This window comes from Mesorhizobium sp. M1227 (assembly GCF_040318315.1).
Classification (GTDB): domain Bacteria; phylum Pseudomonadota; class Alphaproteobacteria; order Rhizobiales; family Rhizobiaceae; genus Mesorhizobium.
Genome location: NZ_JAMYLZ010000048.1, coordinates 1 through 14,466, shown reverse-complemented (window position 1 = coordinate 14,466; position 14,466 = coordinate 1). Strand labels below are relative to the sequence as shown.

The following is a 14,466-nucleotide window of genomic DNA, read 5'->3' as shown; positions in this document are numbered from 1 at the left end:
TCACCCCCTCAGATGAGAAACGATCCTACCACCATTTTTCCGGCTGAAATGTGCCGGCCGCCTTTTCGATGACGTGGGCAGTCTGGAACAGCGTTTCCTCGTCGAAAGGCCGGCCGATCAGCTGCAGGCCGAGCGGCAGCCCCTTGGCGTCGAGCCCGGCTGGAACCGCTATACCGGGCAAGCCGGCCATGTTCACCGTCACCGTAAAAATGTCATTGAGATACATCTTGACCGGGTCGGCGGCCATGTCCTCGTCGGCGATGCCGAAGGCAGCGGAAGGTGTTGCCGGCGTCAGGATGACGTCGACGCCTGCTGCAAACACATTTTCGAAGTCACGCTTGATCAGGGTTCGAACCTTCTGCGCCTGCAGATAGTAGGCATCGTAGTAGCCGGCGGAAAGCACATAGGTGCCGATCATGATGCGGCGCTTGACCTCCCGCCCGAAGCCGGCGGCGCGGGTCTTTTCATACATGTCGACAATGTCCTTGCCGGGCACGCGCAAGCCATAGCGGACGCCGTCGTAACGGGCGAGGTTGGACGAGGCTTCGGCCGGCGCCACGATGTAATAGGCCGGCAGCGCGTATTTTGTGTGCGGCAGCGAGATATCGACGATCTCGGCGCCGGCATCCCGCAGCCAGGCAATGCCTTTCTGCCACAGCGCCTCGATCTCCGCGGGCATGTCATCGACACGATATTCCTTTGGGATGCCGACCTTCATGCCTTTGATCGGGCGGCCGATCGCCGCCTCGTAATCCGGCACCGGCAGGTCGACGGAGGTCGTGTCCTTCGGGTCGACCGAAGCCATCGACTTCAACAGGATCGCGGCATCGCGGACGTCGCGCGCGATCGGCCCGGCCTGGTCGAGCGACGAGGCGAAAGCTACGATCCCCCAGCGCGAGCAGCGGCCGTAGGTCGGCTTGATGCCGACCGTGCCGGTGAAGGCGGCGGGCTGGCGGATCGAGCCGCCGGTGTCGGTCGCGGTAGCGCCGGCGCACAGGAAGGCCGAGACGGCTGACGCCGAGCCCCCGGACGAACCGCCCGGCACCAGTTGGGCATTGTCCAACGTGCGCGCGGTCCTGGTGCCACCGGCCGAAACGAAACCGCCCTCGCCCTGATGTGTCGTCGGCATTACCACCGTGTCGAAGCGCGAACGCCGCCACGGATTGATGACCGGCCCGTAATGCGAGGTCTCGTTGGACGAGCCCATGGCGAACTCGTCCATGTTGAGCTTGCCGAGCATGACGGCACCATCCGCCCACAGATTGGCGGTGACCGTCGATTCGTAGCGCGGTTTGAAGCCGTCCAGCACATGGCTGCAGGCCTGGGTGTGGACGCCTTCGGTGCCGAACAAATCCTTGATGCCGAGCGGGATACCCTCGAGCGACCCGCCCTCGCCCTTGGCCAGTTTCGCGTCGGAGGTCTTGGCCATGTCGCGCGCCTTGTCGTCGGTGACCACGACGTAGGCATTGAGCGCCGGATTGGCTCGCTCGACCGCCGATAGATAAGCCTCGGTGATTTCGGTGGCTGTGATCTCCCTGGAGCGCAATTTGGCGCGGGCCTGCGAAATCGTCAGCTGGGTAAGGTCGCTCATCAGGCAAGGCTCTTTTCGTAAAACACCGACCACTCGGAATCGGGATAATCCAGTACCGGGCCGCAGCGCGAAAAACCGGCGCGTTCGTAGACGGTCCAGGCGGCGGGATGACGGTCGCCCGTCTCCAGCACCAGACGCTTAAGCCCTTCTTGGCGCGCCAGCGCCTCGATACGCTCGACAATCTTCGCGCCGATCTTGTGGCCGCGATGCGACGGTCGCGTATACATGCGCTTGACCTCGCCTACGACAGCATCGTGGCGCTTCAGTGCGCCGCACCCGATGGCAAGGCCGTTGTCGCGGGCGATGAAGACGGTCGTGTTGCGGTCCGCCATCTGCTCGACCGTCAAGTGGTAGCAATGCTCTGGCGGCGTCAGCTCCAGCAATGTGGCGTTGAGCTCCTCGATCAGCCCACGCACATCGTCCTGCAGCGGCGTCTCAGCCGCGATGTCGATTGCCATCGGCCTGCTACTCCACGACCTTCGGCACAAGGAAGAAATTTTCTTCGGTCGCCGGTGCATTGGCGACGATGTCGGCTGCCTTGCCGCCGTCGGTGACGACGTCCTGGCGCTTTTTCATCGCCATCGGCGTGACCGAGGTCATCGGCTCGACGGCGGAAACATCGACCTCGTTCAACTGCTCGACAAAGCCCAAAATGGCGTTCAATTCGCCGGTCATGCGCTCTGCATCCTCCTCGCTCACCGCAATACGGGCAAGATGCGCGACGCGCTTCACGGTTTTTATATCAACGGACATGTTTGTGCCTCGGGAAAACCAGCGCTATAGCGGCGCGGCGCGTGCCGCGCAACATGCATCGTGCCTTCAACCGCCCTATGGCATCGCCACGCCGTCGCAGAGGAAATAACTGCCGCCGTTGCCGCTCTGCTCGCCTTCGTCGGCGGCAGGCCGAACCGATACCAGGTCGATCTGCGTCGGGCTCATCTGTGTCAGTGAGAGAACATCGGGAAAGACGTAGCCCGGCTCCTGGCATATAGCGGTCACCGCCCAGCTCGGTGAGCGTGTCGCTTTGGTGATCTGCAGGAATTCACAATTATATTCGATGCTTTCCAGGCCATTTGCCGACAGCACGATATTGCCGCCCTCGATCACCGTCTGCAGCGTATCCTTTTTGGCCTGCGCGCAGAGGTCCTCCGATTGCAGATAGACGCCCTCGATGAAATTTTCCGCGGCCAGCGTCGGCGACGCGGCAACCAGCATTGAAATGCAAAGAGAATTTCTCAAGCGCATCGTATCGTTCCGGACCGGCTTTCTTTACAGCGTAATCGTCTCGCCGATCTTCGGCAACGCAACTTTCACACCCGATCCATCCAGCCCGGCCACGAATTTGTCGGCGGTCTGATCGATCATCGGAAATGTGCCGAAGTGAGCGGGAACGACCGTCTCGAACTTGAAGAAACGCTGGCAGGCAAGGGCTGCTACCGCGCCACCCATGGTGAAGCGGTCGCCGATCGGCACGATGCCGATCTTCGGTTCGTGCAACTCGTTGATCAGCGCCATGTCGGAAAAAATGTCGGTGTCGCCCATATGATAAAGCGTCTTGTCCTCGGGAAAGTGCAGGACGAGCCCGCCCGGATTGCCGAGATAGGTATTCTGGCCACCCTCGCCCGGAAAGGACGATGAATGCAGAGCCTGAACGAAGGTGGTGGTGAAGCCGCCGCAATCGACGGTGCCGCCGATATTGCCGGGATTGATCTGCTTGTCACCGACACCCTTGCCGACCAGGTACATGCAAATCTCGAAATTGGCGACCAGCATCGCGCCGCTCTTCTTGAGCACTTCGACGGCGCCGCTGATGTGGTCACTGTGGCCATGGGTGAGCAACACGTGCGTGATCCCTTCGGCCGGCCCTTCCCAGCCGCCCGCCCATGACGGATTGCCGACCAGATAGGGGTCGATGAGGATTTTCGCGCCTTCGATTTCGATTCTGAATGCCGAATGTCCGTACCAGGTCAGTTTCATCAATGCTTTCCTCGATTTTTGCTTCGGTAGAGGATAGAACGCCGACGGCGAAATTAAAGTGCCGCGCACGCTTTGCGCGTATAGGACGTGCGGCGTCGCGGTCAAAGGAAAAGCCGTTGGGCATCATCACCATCGAGGAGTTGCCGGCCCGGCTGGGTGGCGGCAAGACCCTGGCCGGTCTCGACCTTGGCGACAAAACGATCGGCGTGGCGGTTTCGGACCGCGGCTTGTCGTTCGCGCACCCGCGCCCCGTCATCATGCGCAAGAAATTCTCGCTCGATGCCGCAGTGCTGCTCGCCCTGTTGCAGAAGGAGAATGCCGGCGCCGTGGCAATCGGCCTCCCCATCAACATGGACGGCTCGGAAGGCCCGCGCGCCCAAAAATCCCGCGCTTTCGTCCGCAACATGGCTGGATTGACCGATCTGCCGTTCGTCTTTTGGGACGAAAGGCTGTCGACGGTGGCGGCCGAGCGAACACTGATCGAGATGGATTTTTCCCGCAAGAAACGCGCCGGCAAGATCGATTCAGCGGCGGCCGCTTTCATCCTCCAGGGCGTTCTCGACCGGCTTCAGGCGCTCGGCGTCGATGCCTGGTCGAAATAGCGGTTGCGCATCGCCGTGATCCAGCCACCAATCGTCTTGCGGCGGCGAAATGCCCAGAACGCCACCAGCAGCACCCCGTCGAATACGCAAGCTTTCGCCACCATGCCCGGAATAAGCGCCGGATCAACGCCGAGCATCTGTCCATAGAGCTGGAAGACGAGATCGTGTAATTGGCGGCTCAGCATGACATAGCCGAAATTGATGTCGTTGAGCGACAGAAAGAACCAGCCCCAAAACAAGAGGAGCGGAGCCGCCCACAGCGCGAACAAGGTGCGCATCAGCGGTCATCCCTCGAATCCAGCCGGCCGGAAATGCGGGCAAGCGAGGAATTATGCGCCGCTGCCTTGGCCATGACATGCGCGGCCGCTCGGATTTCGCCGGTCCCTGGAACTGCCGCGGCAACGGTCGACCGCCGCTCCGCGAGCACCGCGACATAGGACGCCAGAAGTGCCGCCAATTGCACCGCGACAATCATGAACAGCCCATTGATGCCTTGCGCGGCGCCGCCGATGACGATCAGCGACAGCACGCCTAAGGCGGAAATGAAGGCGATTCGCATGACGCTGTCGGCGGGATCCGGGTTGGCCGTGTCGCTGGTCAGTGCTTCAACAAAGGCCCAGCAGAACAGCACCGCGACGACAAGCAGTGCCACGGCGAGCGGCGCCACGACGACGGCGTTTTCGAGATCGGCAAATCGAGTGTTCTGGACGGGAACGCCCAGTACGCCAAGGGCCGTCGCCACGCCTCGATTCCCGTCGATGCAAATGAACGCCAGCAGGGCGAAAACGGCCGCCCAATGCAATGCCAGAAAAGAGCTCAGAATATGCCGCATGACTCTCCTGCTTCGCAGGGCAAAGCCGCTCAAGCTGAACAATCCTTGCCTTAACCATAACACTGGGCTTTGCCACCGGCCGCCGCAATGGAAACCATTCGTTAAGGTTAACGGCCATCCACAGGCTCGCGAGAGCGGCTGCGAATTGGGCGACGGCCCTTAGTTGATCGGCGGGTAGAGCGTATCGATGATCATGCGCGCATCATGGCGGGAATCGATCATGCCATAGGTATTGCGCCACTGGCCGGCGAGGCGCGTTTCGACGAAGGCGTCGGCGATCCGCCCTGCCCCGAGCCTGCGAAGCTCTGCCGCCGCCGCCGACAATGCCAATTGCTCGGTCAAGAGCCGCGCCGAGCCCTCGTCGGTTGCAGCGACCTGCATTGCCGCCTTGAGCACGCCGACGGTGCCGCGTCCGCCGGCGCCGAGATCGCGGTCGATGCCGGCCAGCACGTCATCGAACAGGCCGGGTGCACGCCCCAGCACACGTAGCACGTCGAGCGCCATGACGTTGCCGGATCCCTCCCATATCGCGTTGACCGGAGCTTCGCGATAGTAGCGGGCGAGCGGCCCCTCCTCGACATAGCCATTGCCGCCGAGGCACTCCATCGCTTCATAGAGCAGCGGCGGCGCAATCTTGCAGACCCAGTATTTGACGACCGGCGTCATGGCGCGCGCGAAGGCCGCCTCGCCGCGGTCGCCGGCCGCCTCGTCGAAGGAGCGCGCCAGCCGGAACGACAGCGCGGTAGCGGCGGCAACGTCGAGCGCCATATCGGCCAGCACCCGCTGCATCAGCGGCTGCTCGACCAGATTGGTTCCAAACACCTTGCGGTGACGCGTGTGGTGGACGGCCTCGGCCAGTCCGGCCCGCATGATCGCCGATGAGGCGACGGCACAGTCGAGCCGCGTCAGGGTCACCATGTCCATGATCGTCTTCACGCCCGCGCCCGGCTCGCCGACCATCTCGCCGATAGCGTTGACGAATTCCACCTCCGACGAGGCATTGGAGCGGTTGCCGAGCTTGTCCTTCAGCCGCTGAAAGCGGAAGCCGTTGCCGGATCCGTCGCCGAGCAGGCGGGGAACAAGAAAGCACGACAGTCCCTCCGGCGCCTGTCCGAGCACCAGGAAGGCATCCGACATCGGCGCCGACATGAACCATTTGTGGCCGGTCAGGCGATAAAACCCGCTGCCCGCGCGCTCCGCCCTGGTGACGTTGGCGCGGACATCGGTGCCGCCTTGCTTCTCGGTCATGCCCATGCCGAGTGTCAGCCCGGCTTTTTCGACCGGCGGCTTTTGGCTTTGATCGTATTTGCGCGTCGTCACCCGGGGCGCCCATTCGCGAAACAGCTTCGGGCTGGCCATCAGCGCCGCCAGCGAAGCGCTGGTCATGGTGATCGGGCAGAGATGCCCGGTCTCGAGCTCAGCCGTGAGGTAAAAGCGCGCGGCGCGCACCTGATGGCGGCGGCCTATCTCGGCATCGCCATTCTCCCAGACCGACGAATGCAGCCCGTTGGCGACCGAGCGGCGCATCAGTGCGTGATAGGCGGGGTGAAACTCGACCTGGTCGATGCGCCGACCCTGGCGGTCGTGGGTCCTGAGCTTCGGCGTCTCGACATTGGCAAGACGGGCCAGTTCCTGCGCCTCATGGGTCAGAACGAAACGGCCAAGCCCGTCGAGGTCCTTGCGCACCGGATCGGAAAAGCGCTCGGCTAGCTGGATCAGCAACGGATCGCCCCGCCAGGCGTTGCCGCCGGCCAGCGGCGGCGGCTGGTTGGTCACGTCGTCGGTCACGCTTCGTCCTTATCACCTGAAGTCTGCGAATCCAAAGTCATCGCGGTTTATAGCCTATGGCCGGCGGCGCGCGACGAAAATACCGGGGAGAACCAATCCAATCCCAAGCCGGTGCTTGCAGCCGCGGAGCCTCCCCCCTATAGCAGCGACTTGAGATGACCGACGCATCGTCCCTGCCGCTTTATCCCCACCGCCATCTTCTGGGCATCCGCGATCTTTCCCCTGCCGACATCGAGCTTCTGCTCGACCGGGCGGACAGGGCCGTTGCCATCTCGCGGCAGTCGGACAAGAAGACATCGACGCTGCGCGGCCGCACCCAGATCAATCTCTTCTACGAAGCCTCGACCCGTACGCAATCGTCATTCGAGCTGGCCGGCAAACGGCTCGGCGCCGACGTCATGAACATGTCCGTAGCGAGTTCGTCGGTGAAAAAGGGCGAGACGCTGATCGATACGGCGATGACGCTGAATGCCATGCGTCCCGACATATTGATCATCCGCCATCAATCGGCCGGCGCGGCAGCACTTCTTGCCCAAAAAGTTGGCTGTTCGGTGGTCAATGCCGGCGACGGCGCCCATGAGCACCCTACCCAGGCGCTGCTCGACGCACTGACCATCCGCCGCGTCAAGGGTCCGTTGTCGAAGCTGATCGTGGCGATCTGCGGCGACATCCTGCATTCGCGCGTGGCCCGCTCCAACATCATCCTGCTCAACGCGCTTGGTGCCCAGGTCAGGGTCGTCGCCCCTTCGACGCTTTTGCCCGCCGGCATCGAGAAGATGGGCGTCATCGTCACACGTTCCATGGCCGAGGGTCTGAAGGACGCCGACGTGGTAATGATGCTGCGCCTGCAGCGCGAACGCATGGAAGGCGCTTTCGTACCGTCGGTGCGCGAATATTTCCGCTATTTCGGCCTCGACGCGGAGAAGCTGAAGGCGGCCAAGGACGGTGCGCTGGTCATGCATCCCGGCCCGATGAACCGCGGCGTCGAGATCGCCTCCGAGATCGCCGACGGCCCGCAAAGCGTTATCCAGGAACAGGTTGAGATGGGCGTCGCCGTGCGCATGGCGGTTATGGAAGCGCTGCTCGACCCCCGTCGAAATCACGAGGGCCGCGCCTAATGAGCATTACGGTCTTCCGCCGGGCCCACATCGTCGACCCGTCGCGCGGCATCGATGAGGTCGGCACCGTCATCGTTGAAGGCCGCAAAATCGTTGCCGCCGGCAAGGCGGCCTTGAACCAGGGCGCGCCCGACGGCGCCACCATCATCGACTGCGCCGGCAAGACTATCATCCCCGGATTGATCGACGCGCGCGTCTTCATCGGCGAACCCGGCGGCGAACACCGGGAGACCATTGCTTCGGCGAGCATCGCTGCGGCGGCCGGCGGCGTCACCTCAATCGTCATGATGCCCGATACCGACCCGGTGATCGACAATGTCGCACTGGTCGAGTTCGTGCTGCGCACCGCCAAGGACACCGCAATCGTCAACATCTTGCCGGCAGCAGCGATCACCAAGGGGCTGGAAGGCCGCGAGATGACCGAATTCGGCCTGCTGCGCGAGGCCGGCGCGGTCGCCTTCACCGATGGCCGGCATTCTATTGCCAGCGCGCTGGTGATGCGCCGCGCGCTGACCTATGCGCGCGATTTCGGTGGCGTCATCGCGCATGAAACCCAAGACGCCGACCTCGCTTCGGCCGGCGTGATGAACGAAGGCCTTTACGCAAGCTGGCTTGGCCTTGCCGGCATTCCGCGCGAAGCCGAATCGATCCCCTTGGAGCGCGATCTCGCGTTGGCTCGCCTGACCGGCGGCGCCTATCACGCTGCCAAGATTTCGACGGCTATGGCGGCAAGCGCGGTAGCACGCGCGAAAGCCGATGGCGCCAATGTCACATCAGGCGTGTCGATCCACAATCTGTCGCTCAACGAGAATGATGTCGGCGAGTACCGCACCTTCTTCCGGCTGACGCCGCCGCTGCGCGCCGAGGAAGACCGGCTGGCGATGATCGAAGCGATCAAGGACGGCACCATCGATCTCATCGTCTCCTCGCACGACCCGCAGGACGTCGACACCAAGCGCCTTCCCTTTGCCGATGCCGCGGCCGGCGCCATCGGCCTGGAAACGCTGCTAGGCGCAGCGCTGCGGCTCTATCACAATGGCGACGTGACGCTGCTCCGGCTGGTCGAGACACTGTCGACCGCGCCGGCAAGATTGTTCGGCCTGCCCGGCGGCACGCTGAAACCGGGGGTATCGGCCGACCTTGCGCTCGTCGATCTGGACGAGCCATGGGTCGTCAGCGAGAGCGGCATCCGCTCACGCTCGAAAAACACCTGTTTCGAAGGCGCGCGACTGCAAGGCAAGGTCTTGCAAACAATGGTGGCGGGCCGCACAGTGTTTTCGGCCTAGGACGAAAACAGGCGTCACGGCTTAAAATCCGCTCAGCCAAGGAAAGTTCGGGGGAACAATGGCTTACAGTCCCGTCTTGGCATTGGTGTTCGGCTATCTTCTCGGCTCGATCCCGTTTGGCCTGCTGATCACCCGTGCCGCCGGCCTTGGCGACGTGCGCAACATCGGCTCCGGCAACATCGGCGCCACCAATGTGCTGCGCACCGGCAACAAGAGCTTGGCCGCGGCCACGCTTCTGCTCGACGCCCTTAAAGGCACCGCGGCGGTGGTGATCGCAGGCGGCTTTGCGCCCGAGCTCGGACTTTGGGCCGGCTTCGGCGCGTTTTTAGGTCATCTCTTTCCGGTCTGGCTCGGCTTCAAGGGGGGCAAGGGTGTCGCCACTTACCTTGGCGTGCTGATCGGCCTTGCCTGGCAGGCGGCGCTGATCTTCGCCGTCGTCTGGCTGGCGGTGGCCTTCCTGTTCCGCTTCTCCTCGCTTGCGGCACTGACGGCAGCAGTCGTGGTGCCCATGGCGCTATATTTCCTGAGCACGCCGCAGATTGCCGGGCTTTTCGCGGCGATGAGCCTAATCGTCATCGTAAAGCACCGCGCCAACATTGCGCGGCTGCTTGCCGGCACCGAGGGTAAGATCGGGGCCAAGGAGTGAGCGAGCCCGCCGCCGGGCCGCGCCTCAGCGACCGGCAGCGGCTGAGCTGGCTTCGTCTGATCCGCACGCCGAATGTCGGCCCGGCTTCCTTTCGCGACCTGATCAACCGGTTCGGTTCGGCCGAAGCAGCGCTATCGATGCTGCCCGAGCTGATGATTTCGGGTGGCGCCAAAAAAATCGTCCGCATCCCGTCCATTGCCGAGACCGAGGCGGAGTTGGAGACCGCCCGGCGGGCTGGCGCCCGCTTCGTCGGCATCGGCGAAGCGGATTATCCGCCGCTGATGAAAAGCATGGATCATCCGCCGCCGCTGCTCGCGGTCAGGGGCAATAGCGCGGTGTTCCGCTTGCCAGCGGTCGCCATCGTCGGCGCCCGCAACGCATCGCTGGCCGGCATCAAGATGGCGCGAATGCTGGCGGCGGATCTCGGCCGCGACGGCTATGGCATCGTCTCCGGCCTGGCGCGCGGCATCGATACGGCCGCGCACCAGGGCAGCCTTGCGACTGGCACAATCGGCGTGCTCGCCGGCGGCCTCGATTTGCCCTACCCGCCCGAAAATGCCGGCCTGTGCGACGAGATCGCCGAGCGCGGCGGCGCCATCATTTCCGAAATGCCGTTTGGCTGGCAGCCACGCGCACAGGATTTTCCGCGCCGCAACCGGCTCGTCGCCGGTGCTGCATTGGGATTGGTGGTGGTCGAGGCCGCACAGCGCTCCGGCTCACTGATCAGCGCCCGGCTTGCCGGCGAGATGGGCCGGCTGGTTTTCGCCGTTCCCGGTTCGCCGCTCGATCCGCGCGCCGCCGGCACCAATGGCCTGCTCAAGGACGGCGCCATCCTTGTCACCGAGGCCGCCGATATCACCAGTGCGATAGCGCCGCTGGTCGGCGGCTGGTCGCCAAGGACATCGCCGCTTGAAGAGCCGCCCGACTTTTCAGCAACACCGCCGCCGCGCGAGGACGACCGCGACCGCGTCGTCGAGGCGCTCGGCCCGACGCCGGTAGCAGTCGACGAGATCATCCGTCACACCGGCCTGCATCCCGCTCAAGTGTTCATGGTGCTGCTGGAGCTCGACCTCGCCGGACGGCTCGAACGCCATCCCGGCGGCAACGTCTCGCTGATCTGACCGAGGGCTTGCGCATGCCACGGCAGGCAATCCCGACGTGATCCCGATGGCCGATCCGAGCAACAAACCAAACCAGACGCTGTTCACTCGCACGACGGCCCTCGTCTGGTCAGCGCTGAGCGTCATACTGGCGCTGCAATGGTCGATGGATCTCGGCATGTCGGGTTTTCCCGACGGCTACATAACGCCCTTCGCAAGAGCGACCAGCACGCTTCTGGGCATTCTGACGGCAGCCTGCATGGCCCAGGGTCTCTACTTCTTCCTGGCCGGTGTGTTCGGCAGGAAGGTATGCGCGGTCGGTCTTTGCCTGCAAATCCTTGCCGCAGCGGTTCTCACCGTGGTGCCAGTGCTTATCGTGAAGGATTGTCCGAATTCACAGCTGTGCAGCAGAGCCTATGAGGCACTCACCGGCACGATGATGGACGATGGGGTGGGCGGCTAGCGGAAGACTCCGCGCCGGCAACGCCGCAGGCCCAGAGAGAAACCTCGCGTTGACGGCATGTTCCACATGTCGTCGATCTCCTGCAGTCCCACCATATGCGCTTGCCGGACGGCACTGAACATAGTGTGCCGGACTCTTGCTAAGCAGCACAGAGAATGCAGAGGGTCAGGAAACTATCGATGGTGCGGCGATAGCTCCAGCAAGGTATTCCTTCGCGGTCGCTCGCAAGCGATCGGCGTGATCGTAGATTTCGTCCAACGAGTCGATCTTGACTTTGTCTTCCTTCTCGCCATCGAAAAGCCCGAGATATTTTACGGTCCTGTTGAACCATAGTCGGGCCAATGGCTTGCGATTGTTGTTGTCGACAAGGATACCGCAATAGCTCTTCTGGTCGCGCATGATTACCCTTGCCGGTTTCAGAAGGTCGCGAACGATTGCGCGGACGACCATAAACCCCTCGCGTTCGTCCTCAGTGGTGACGACTTCTTCTTCGGCGCCAATTCCGTCCGTGCCAATCTCCGAAACCTCAGTTTCAGCCAACGCAGTGGATAGACGCGACTGGACGGATTCCCGAACAATCTCGCGAAAAGCTGCTTTGACCATAGGTGTGAATTGCTCCTTAACTTGGCCCGTGAATCGACCCTGGTAAAGTCCAACTGTCACCATCCGAACAAAATCCTCAGGCGGATTCTCCATCACACTCCCAATCTCTTTCTTGATTGCAGAAGTGTATTTCAATCGATGAGCGGACTGGAGGATTCCATCTACGTTGAAATCAGCTTTCGCGAATTTCTTCAGTTCTGATGTCAATTGACCTTGTAGGTCTGACAGGTCGAATGTGAGGAACGGACGATCATCGAGCTTGTTCGGTGCAACCAAGTCGGTGTGGAAGTGAAAGGCGCGGCCATTTGTCAGGATAGCAAATTTGGCGTTGGTGACGGAAAAGTATCGGTACAGCTGCGCGAGATGCACTCGATCGAGTACCGTGGTGATCGGTTTGCATTCGACAAGAATCCTGATCTCCCCGTCGATTTTGATGGCGTAGTCTACTTTCTCCCCTTTCTTTCCAACTGCGTCGGCGCAGAACTCGGGGATGACCTCATCAGGATTGAAAACGTCGTAATCTAAAGCTGCCAAAAACGGCAGTACTATTGCCGTCTTTAAGGCCTCCTCGGTAAGCATTGCGCTGGAATGCGTTTTAATACGGTCGGCCAGAACACGGAGTTTTTCTTCAACACTCATAATCCCCTCCCTCGAATGTTGACGGAGGATCGTGCAAAAGAGCCGTTTGCGCAAGTCGATCTGAGCTTTAGGGGCTTGCAGCGTGCTAGATAGGTGAAACGTCCGTTGCCGCATGCCCATCGGCGGTCAACCGTTTCGCCGCCTGGCAAGCATTCGACAATATGCTCCCGCCAACCATTGAGTCCGTCCAAAGAACTTTTTGAAGCCTGCGCTGGTCGCATTTTTGGTCGCCGGCGCTCGGGTTCGCCGCCTAGATTCCGGTGGGTCACACCCCTATAATTTCGACGATTCGCAAGAGAGGACTGGCTATTGGACAGCACTTTTCAAGTTTTCATTAGCTATGCCAAGCCGGATCGCGAGGCCGCCGGTGAGTTGTACGACTGCTTAAGCAAAACGGTTTTGACAGCTGGATCGACTTCAAGAAAATCAAGGGTGGGCAAAATTGGGATTTTGAAATTAAACGCGCCCTGGATAGATCAGGCATTATATAGTAATTCTTTGGTCGAAAAATTCTCGCAACCGCAGAGGTTATATCCAACGGGAGCCAAGAATTTCCTTGGACAAATACCAAGAGAAGTTGATTGATGACATTTTTATTATACCTGTAATTCTTGACGAAAGTCCTATTCCTGACCAACTGAAGGGTATTCAAGCTTTGTTCGCCATCCAATCTGGCTTCAAAGAGGCGTTATCCGACGCGATAGCGCACCAGATCGAGCGATTGGGTGGTGAGCGGGAGCGCGTGCAGTTGGATCAGGAAATCACCTGGCACCCCACTTTGATAAAGGAAGAGTGGGAGGGAATGCCCGGTTATTCCGTTGAACTTCAAATATTAGAATTCTCCTCCACGACAATTCCAAACATCATACAAATCGGCCAGCATGTTAAAGGTGTATTGCTCGAACACTTATTTTCCAATCGCCGAACTAAATTCGAGCAGGACTCAGCTTCTTACAATTATGCCCAGGATAAATGGTCTCGGACGAACACTTTCGATGCCCGCTGCGGTGACCCCGTGTTTTGCCACAAGGTCCTGACCCTTCTATATCGCATTAATTGGTATGGTGCCGGGGCAGCGCACGCTACGCACGGCCATAGAACTTTGGCGTTTCTGCTCGAACCACTTATCAGAATCGAATCGCTCGAAAGCATTTTCGTTACGCCAGACCTGGCGTTTCCAATTTTACAGAAGGAAATCCGTAAGCGGCTGGTAAATTACAATCCGGGGGGAAACAAGGAGCCAGAGCCCGGCGAAACGGTCGGTCTTGAGGAGGAGTGGGTAAACGGGGGAACTGAGAAGTGGTCCGATTTCGGATCATTCGCTTTCAGCGAGAACAGCCTTGATATTCACTTCTCCTCCTATCAAGTCGCGTCCTACGCAGATGGCACGCCTCACGTCTCAATTCCTTATCCCCTAATCGTAAAAATGATGCGCCAAGAGTATATCATCGCCCTCAACCTGACGAGATACACCTACGACTAGCGCCGCTCTGCCGTGAGCCATCTCGGCAGCTCGCCTAAAGTTGTTACCTATTCGCCATTGAGATCCGCAAATTCAGCAAGACCGGCAGAAAGCTAAGCTATTGATTTTGCGCGGCCTGAGACATAGGTGACGTTTGTACCGGACACATGGGTAACACTTTTGGCTTTTGGCCGGAGGTGTTGATGCCGTGGAGAGAGTGTTCGGTGATGGAGGAACGTCTACGTTTCGTTGCCCGCCTTCTCGCGGGAGAAGGCATGAGCGATGTGTGCCGGGATTTCGGGATTTCGCGCAAGACTGGCTACAAGATCTTCAACCGCTATAGGGAGGAAGGGCTGGAG

Annotated in this window: 18 protein-coding genes; 9 read left to right on the top strand and 9 right to left on the bottom strand. The window is 60.9% G+C overall.

The genetic code is table 11. From position 1 onward, the window contains the following. Positions 1–25: 25 nt before the first annotated feature. The 5 genes from NKH28_RS31180 to NKH28_RS31160 all read right to left on the bottom strand — a co-directional run bounded on the left by NKH28_RS31180 (position 26) and on the right by NKH28_RS31160 (position 3,568). Positions 26–1,591, bottom strand: a complete 1,566-nt coding sequence (locus NKH28_RS31180) for an amidase (RefSeq protein WP_352981135.1) — start codon at positions 1,589–1,591, stop codon at positions 26–28. Continuing rightward, a complete protein-coding gene (locus NKH28_RS31175) occupies positions 1,591–2,049 on the bottom strand; it encodes a GNAT family N-acetyltransferase (protein WP_352502374.1) in 459 nt (152 codons plus the stop codon). The genes NKH28_RS31180 and NKH28_RS31175 overlap by 1 nt, the downstream gene beginning before the upstream one ends. Positions 2,050–2,056: 7 nt before the next feature. Continuing rightward, positions 2,057–2,344, bottom strand: a complete 288-nt coding sequence (gatC, locus tag NKH28_RS31170; protein ID WP_352981134.1) for an Asp-tRNA(Asn)/Glu-tRNA(Gln) amidotransferase subunit GatC — start codon at positions 2,342–2,344, stop codon at positions 2,057–2,059. Between the two features lie 75 nt (positions 2,345–2,419). Further along, positions 2,420–2,806: a hypothetical protein gene (locus NKH28_RS31165; protein ID WP_352981133.1), complete on the bottom strand. Its 387-nt coding sequence runs from the start codon at positions 2,804–2,806 to the stop codon at positions 2,420–2,422. Between the two features lie 54 nt (positions 2,807–2,860). Then, positions 2,861–3,568, bottom strand: coding sequence for a metal-dependent hydrolase (locus tag NKH28_RS31160; RefSeq protein ID WP_352471670.1), 708 nt, complete (start codon positions 3,566–3,568; stop codon positions 2,861–2,863). Positions 3,569–3,684: 116 nt separating this feature from the next. Between NKH28_RS31160 and ruvX the strand changes: the two genes are divergently transcribed. Then, a complete protein-coding gene (ruvX, locus tag NKH28_RS31155) occupies positions 3,685–4,170 on the top strand; it encodes a Holliday junction resolvase RuvX (RefSeq protein ID WP_352833069.1) in 486 nt (161 codons plus the stop codon). Here the strand turns inward: ruvX and NKH28_RS31150 are convergent. The 3 genes from NKH28_RS31150 to NKH28_RS31140 all read right to left on the bottom strand — a co-directional run bounded on the left by NKH28_RS31150 (position 4,137) and on the right by NKH28_RS31140 (position 6,790). After that, positions 4,137–4,448: a DUF6105 family protein gene (locus NKH28_RS31150; protein WP_352471672.1), complete on the bottom strand. Its 312-nt coding sequence runs from the start codon at positions 4,446–4,448 to the stop codon at positions 4,137–4,139. The two genes, ruvX and NKH28_RS31150, sit on opposite strands and share 34 nt — an antisense overlap. After that, positions 4,448–5,002, bottom strand: coding sequence for a hypothetical protein (locus tag NKH28_RS31145; RefSeq protein WP_352981132.1), 555 nt, complete (start codon positions 5,000–5,002; stop codon positions 4,448–4,450). The genes NKH28_RS31150 and NKH28_RS31145 overlap by 1 nt, the downstream gene beginning before the upstream one ends. 159 nt (positions 5,003–5,161) lie before the next feature. After that, entirely contained in the window at positions 5,162–6,790 is a 1,629-nt protein-coding gene (locus NKH28_RS31140; protein ID WP_352971264.1) for a DNA alkylation response protein, read from the bottom strand. 155 nt (positions 6,791–6,945) lie between these two features. Here NKH28_RS31140 and NKH28_RS31135 point away from each other — a divergent pair, with 155 nt between their 5' ends. Genes NKH28_RS31135 through NKH28_RS31115 form a run of 5 tightly spaced genes read left to right on the top strand, consistent with a single transcriptional unit; the run spans position 6,946 to position 11,403 of the window. Continuing rightward, positions 6,946–7,908, top strand: coding sequence for an aspartate carbamoyltransferase catalytic subunit (locus tag NKH28_RS31135; protein ID WP_352448791.1), 963 nt, complete (start codon positions 6,946–6,948; stop codon positions 7,906–7,908). Next, on the top strand, positions 7,908–9,194 hold the full coding sequence (locus tag NKH28_RS31130; RefSeq protein ID WP_352981131.1) for a dihydroorotase: 1,287 nt from the start codon (positions 7,908–7,910) through the stop codon (positions 9,192–9,194). The genes NKH28_RS31135 and NKH28_RS31130 overlap by 1 nt, the downstream gene beginning before the upstream one ends. A gap of 58 nt (positions 9,195–9,252) precedes the next feature. Next, positions 9,253–9,840, top strand: a complete 588-nt coding sequence (gene plsY, locus NKH28_RS31125; RefSeq protein WP_352981130.1) for a glycerol-3-phosphate 1-O-acyltransferase PlsY — start codon at positions 9,253–9,255, stop codon at positions 9,838–9,840. Beyond that, on the top strand, positions 9,837–10,961 hold the full coding sequence (gene dprA, locus NKH28_RS31120; protein WP_352981129.1) for a DNA-processing protein DprA: 1,125 nt from the start codon (positions 9,837–9,839) through the stop codon (positions 10,959–10,961). Before plsY ends, dprA begins: the two co-directional genes overlap by 4 nt. Positions 10,962–11,007: 46 nt before the next feature. Beyond that, a complete protein-coding gene (locus NKH28_RS31115) occupies positions 11,008–11,403 on the top strand; it encodes a hypothetical protein (protein ID WP_352981128.1) in 396 nt (131 codons plus the stop codon). A 165-nt stretch (positions 11,404–11,568) separates the two neighbouring features. Here NKH28_RS31115 and NKH28_RS31110 read toward each other — a convergent pair whose 3' ends face one another. Beyond that, positions 11,569–12,645 carry a type I restriction enzyme HsdR N-terminal domain-containing protein gene (locus NKH28_RS31110; RefSeq protein WP_352502365.1) on the bottom strand — a complete coding sequence of 359 codons (1,077 nt, stop codon included), beginning with the start codon at positions 12,643–12,645 and terminating at the stop codon, positions 11,569–11,571. Between the two features lie 309 nt (positions 12,646–12,954). Here NKH28_RS31110 and NKH28_RS31105 point away from each other — a divergent pair, with 309 nt between their 5' ends. The 3 genes from NKH28_RS31105 to NKH28_RS31095 form a co-directional block, all read left to right on the top strand. After that, positions 12,955–13,230, top strand: a complete 276-nt coding sequence (locus NKH28_RS31105) for a hypothetical protein (protein WP_352981127.1) — start codon at positions 12,955–12,957, stop codon at positions 13,228–13,230. After that, entirely contained in the window at positions 13,202–14,128 is a 927-nt protein-coding gene (locus NKH28_RS31100; RefSeq protein WP_352981126.1) for an RsiV family protein, read from the top strand. The genes NKH28_RS31105 and NKH28_RS31100 overlap by 29 nt, the downstream gene beginning before the upstream one ends. Positions 14,129–14,310: 182 nt before the next feature. Then, on the top strand, positions 14,311–14,466 hold a 156-nt coding region (locus tag NKH28_RS31095; protein WP_352981140.1), incomplete at its 3' end, for a helix-turn-helix domain-containing protein.

Excerpts from the sequence above, each read along its gene's own strand:
- NKH28_RS31115 (WP_352981128.1), top strand. The coding sequence starts at position 11,008 with ATGGCCGATCCGAGCAACAAACCAAACCAGACGCTGTTCACTCGCACG.
- NKH28_RS31180 (WP_352981135.1), bottom strand. The coding sequence starts at position 1,591 with ATGAGCGACCTTACCCAGCTGACGATTTCGCAGGCCCGCGCCAAATTG.
- NKH28_RS31135 (WP_352448791.1), top strand. The coding sequence starts at position 6,946 with ATGACCGACGCATCGTCCCTGCCGCTTTATCCCCACCGCCATCTTCTG.
- NKH28_RS31145 (WP_352981132.1), bottom strand. The coding sequence starts at position 5,002 with ATGCGGCATATTCTGAGCTCTTTTCTGGCATTGCATTGGGCGGCCGTT.
- NKH28_RS31130 (WP_352981131.1), top strand. The coding sequence starts at position 7,908 with ATGAGCATTACGGTCTTCCGCCGGGCCCACATCGTCGACCCGTCGCGC.
- NKH28_RS31150 (WP_352471672.1), bottom strand. The coding sequence starts at position 4,448 with ATGCGCACCTTGTTCGCGCTGTGGGCGGCTCCGCTCCTCTTGTTTTGG.
- NKH28_RS31110 (WP_352502365.1), bottom strand. The coding sequence starts at position 12,645 with ATGAGTGTTGAAGAAAAACTCCGTGTTCTGGCCGACCGTATTAAAACG.
- NKH28_RS31175 (WP_352502374.1), bottom strand. The coding sequence starts at position 2,049 with ATGGCAATCGACATCGCGGCTGAGACGCCGCTGCAGGACGATGTGCGT.
- gatC (WP_352981134.1), bottom strand. The coding sequence starts at position 2,344 with ATGTCCGTTGATATAAAAACCGTGAAGCGCGTCGCGCATCTTGCCCGT.
- NKH28_RS31165 (WP_352981133.1), bottom strand. The coding sequence starts at position 2,806 with ATGCTGGTTGCCGCGTCGCCGACGCTGGCCGCGGAAAATTTCATCGAG.
- NKH28_RS31160 (WP_352471670.1), bottom strand. The coding sequence starts at position 3,568 with ATGAAACTGACCTGGTACGGACATTCGGCATTCAGAATCGAAATCGAA.
- plsY (WP_352981130.1), top strand. The coding sequence starts at position 9,253 with ATGGCTTACAGTCCCGTCTTGGCATTGGTGTTCGGCTATCTTCTCGGC.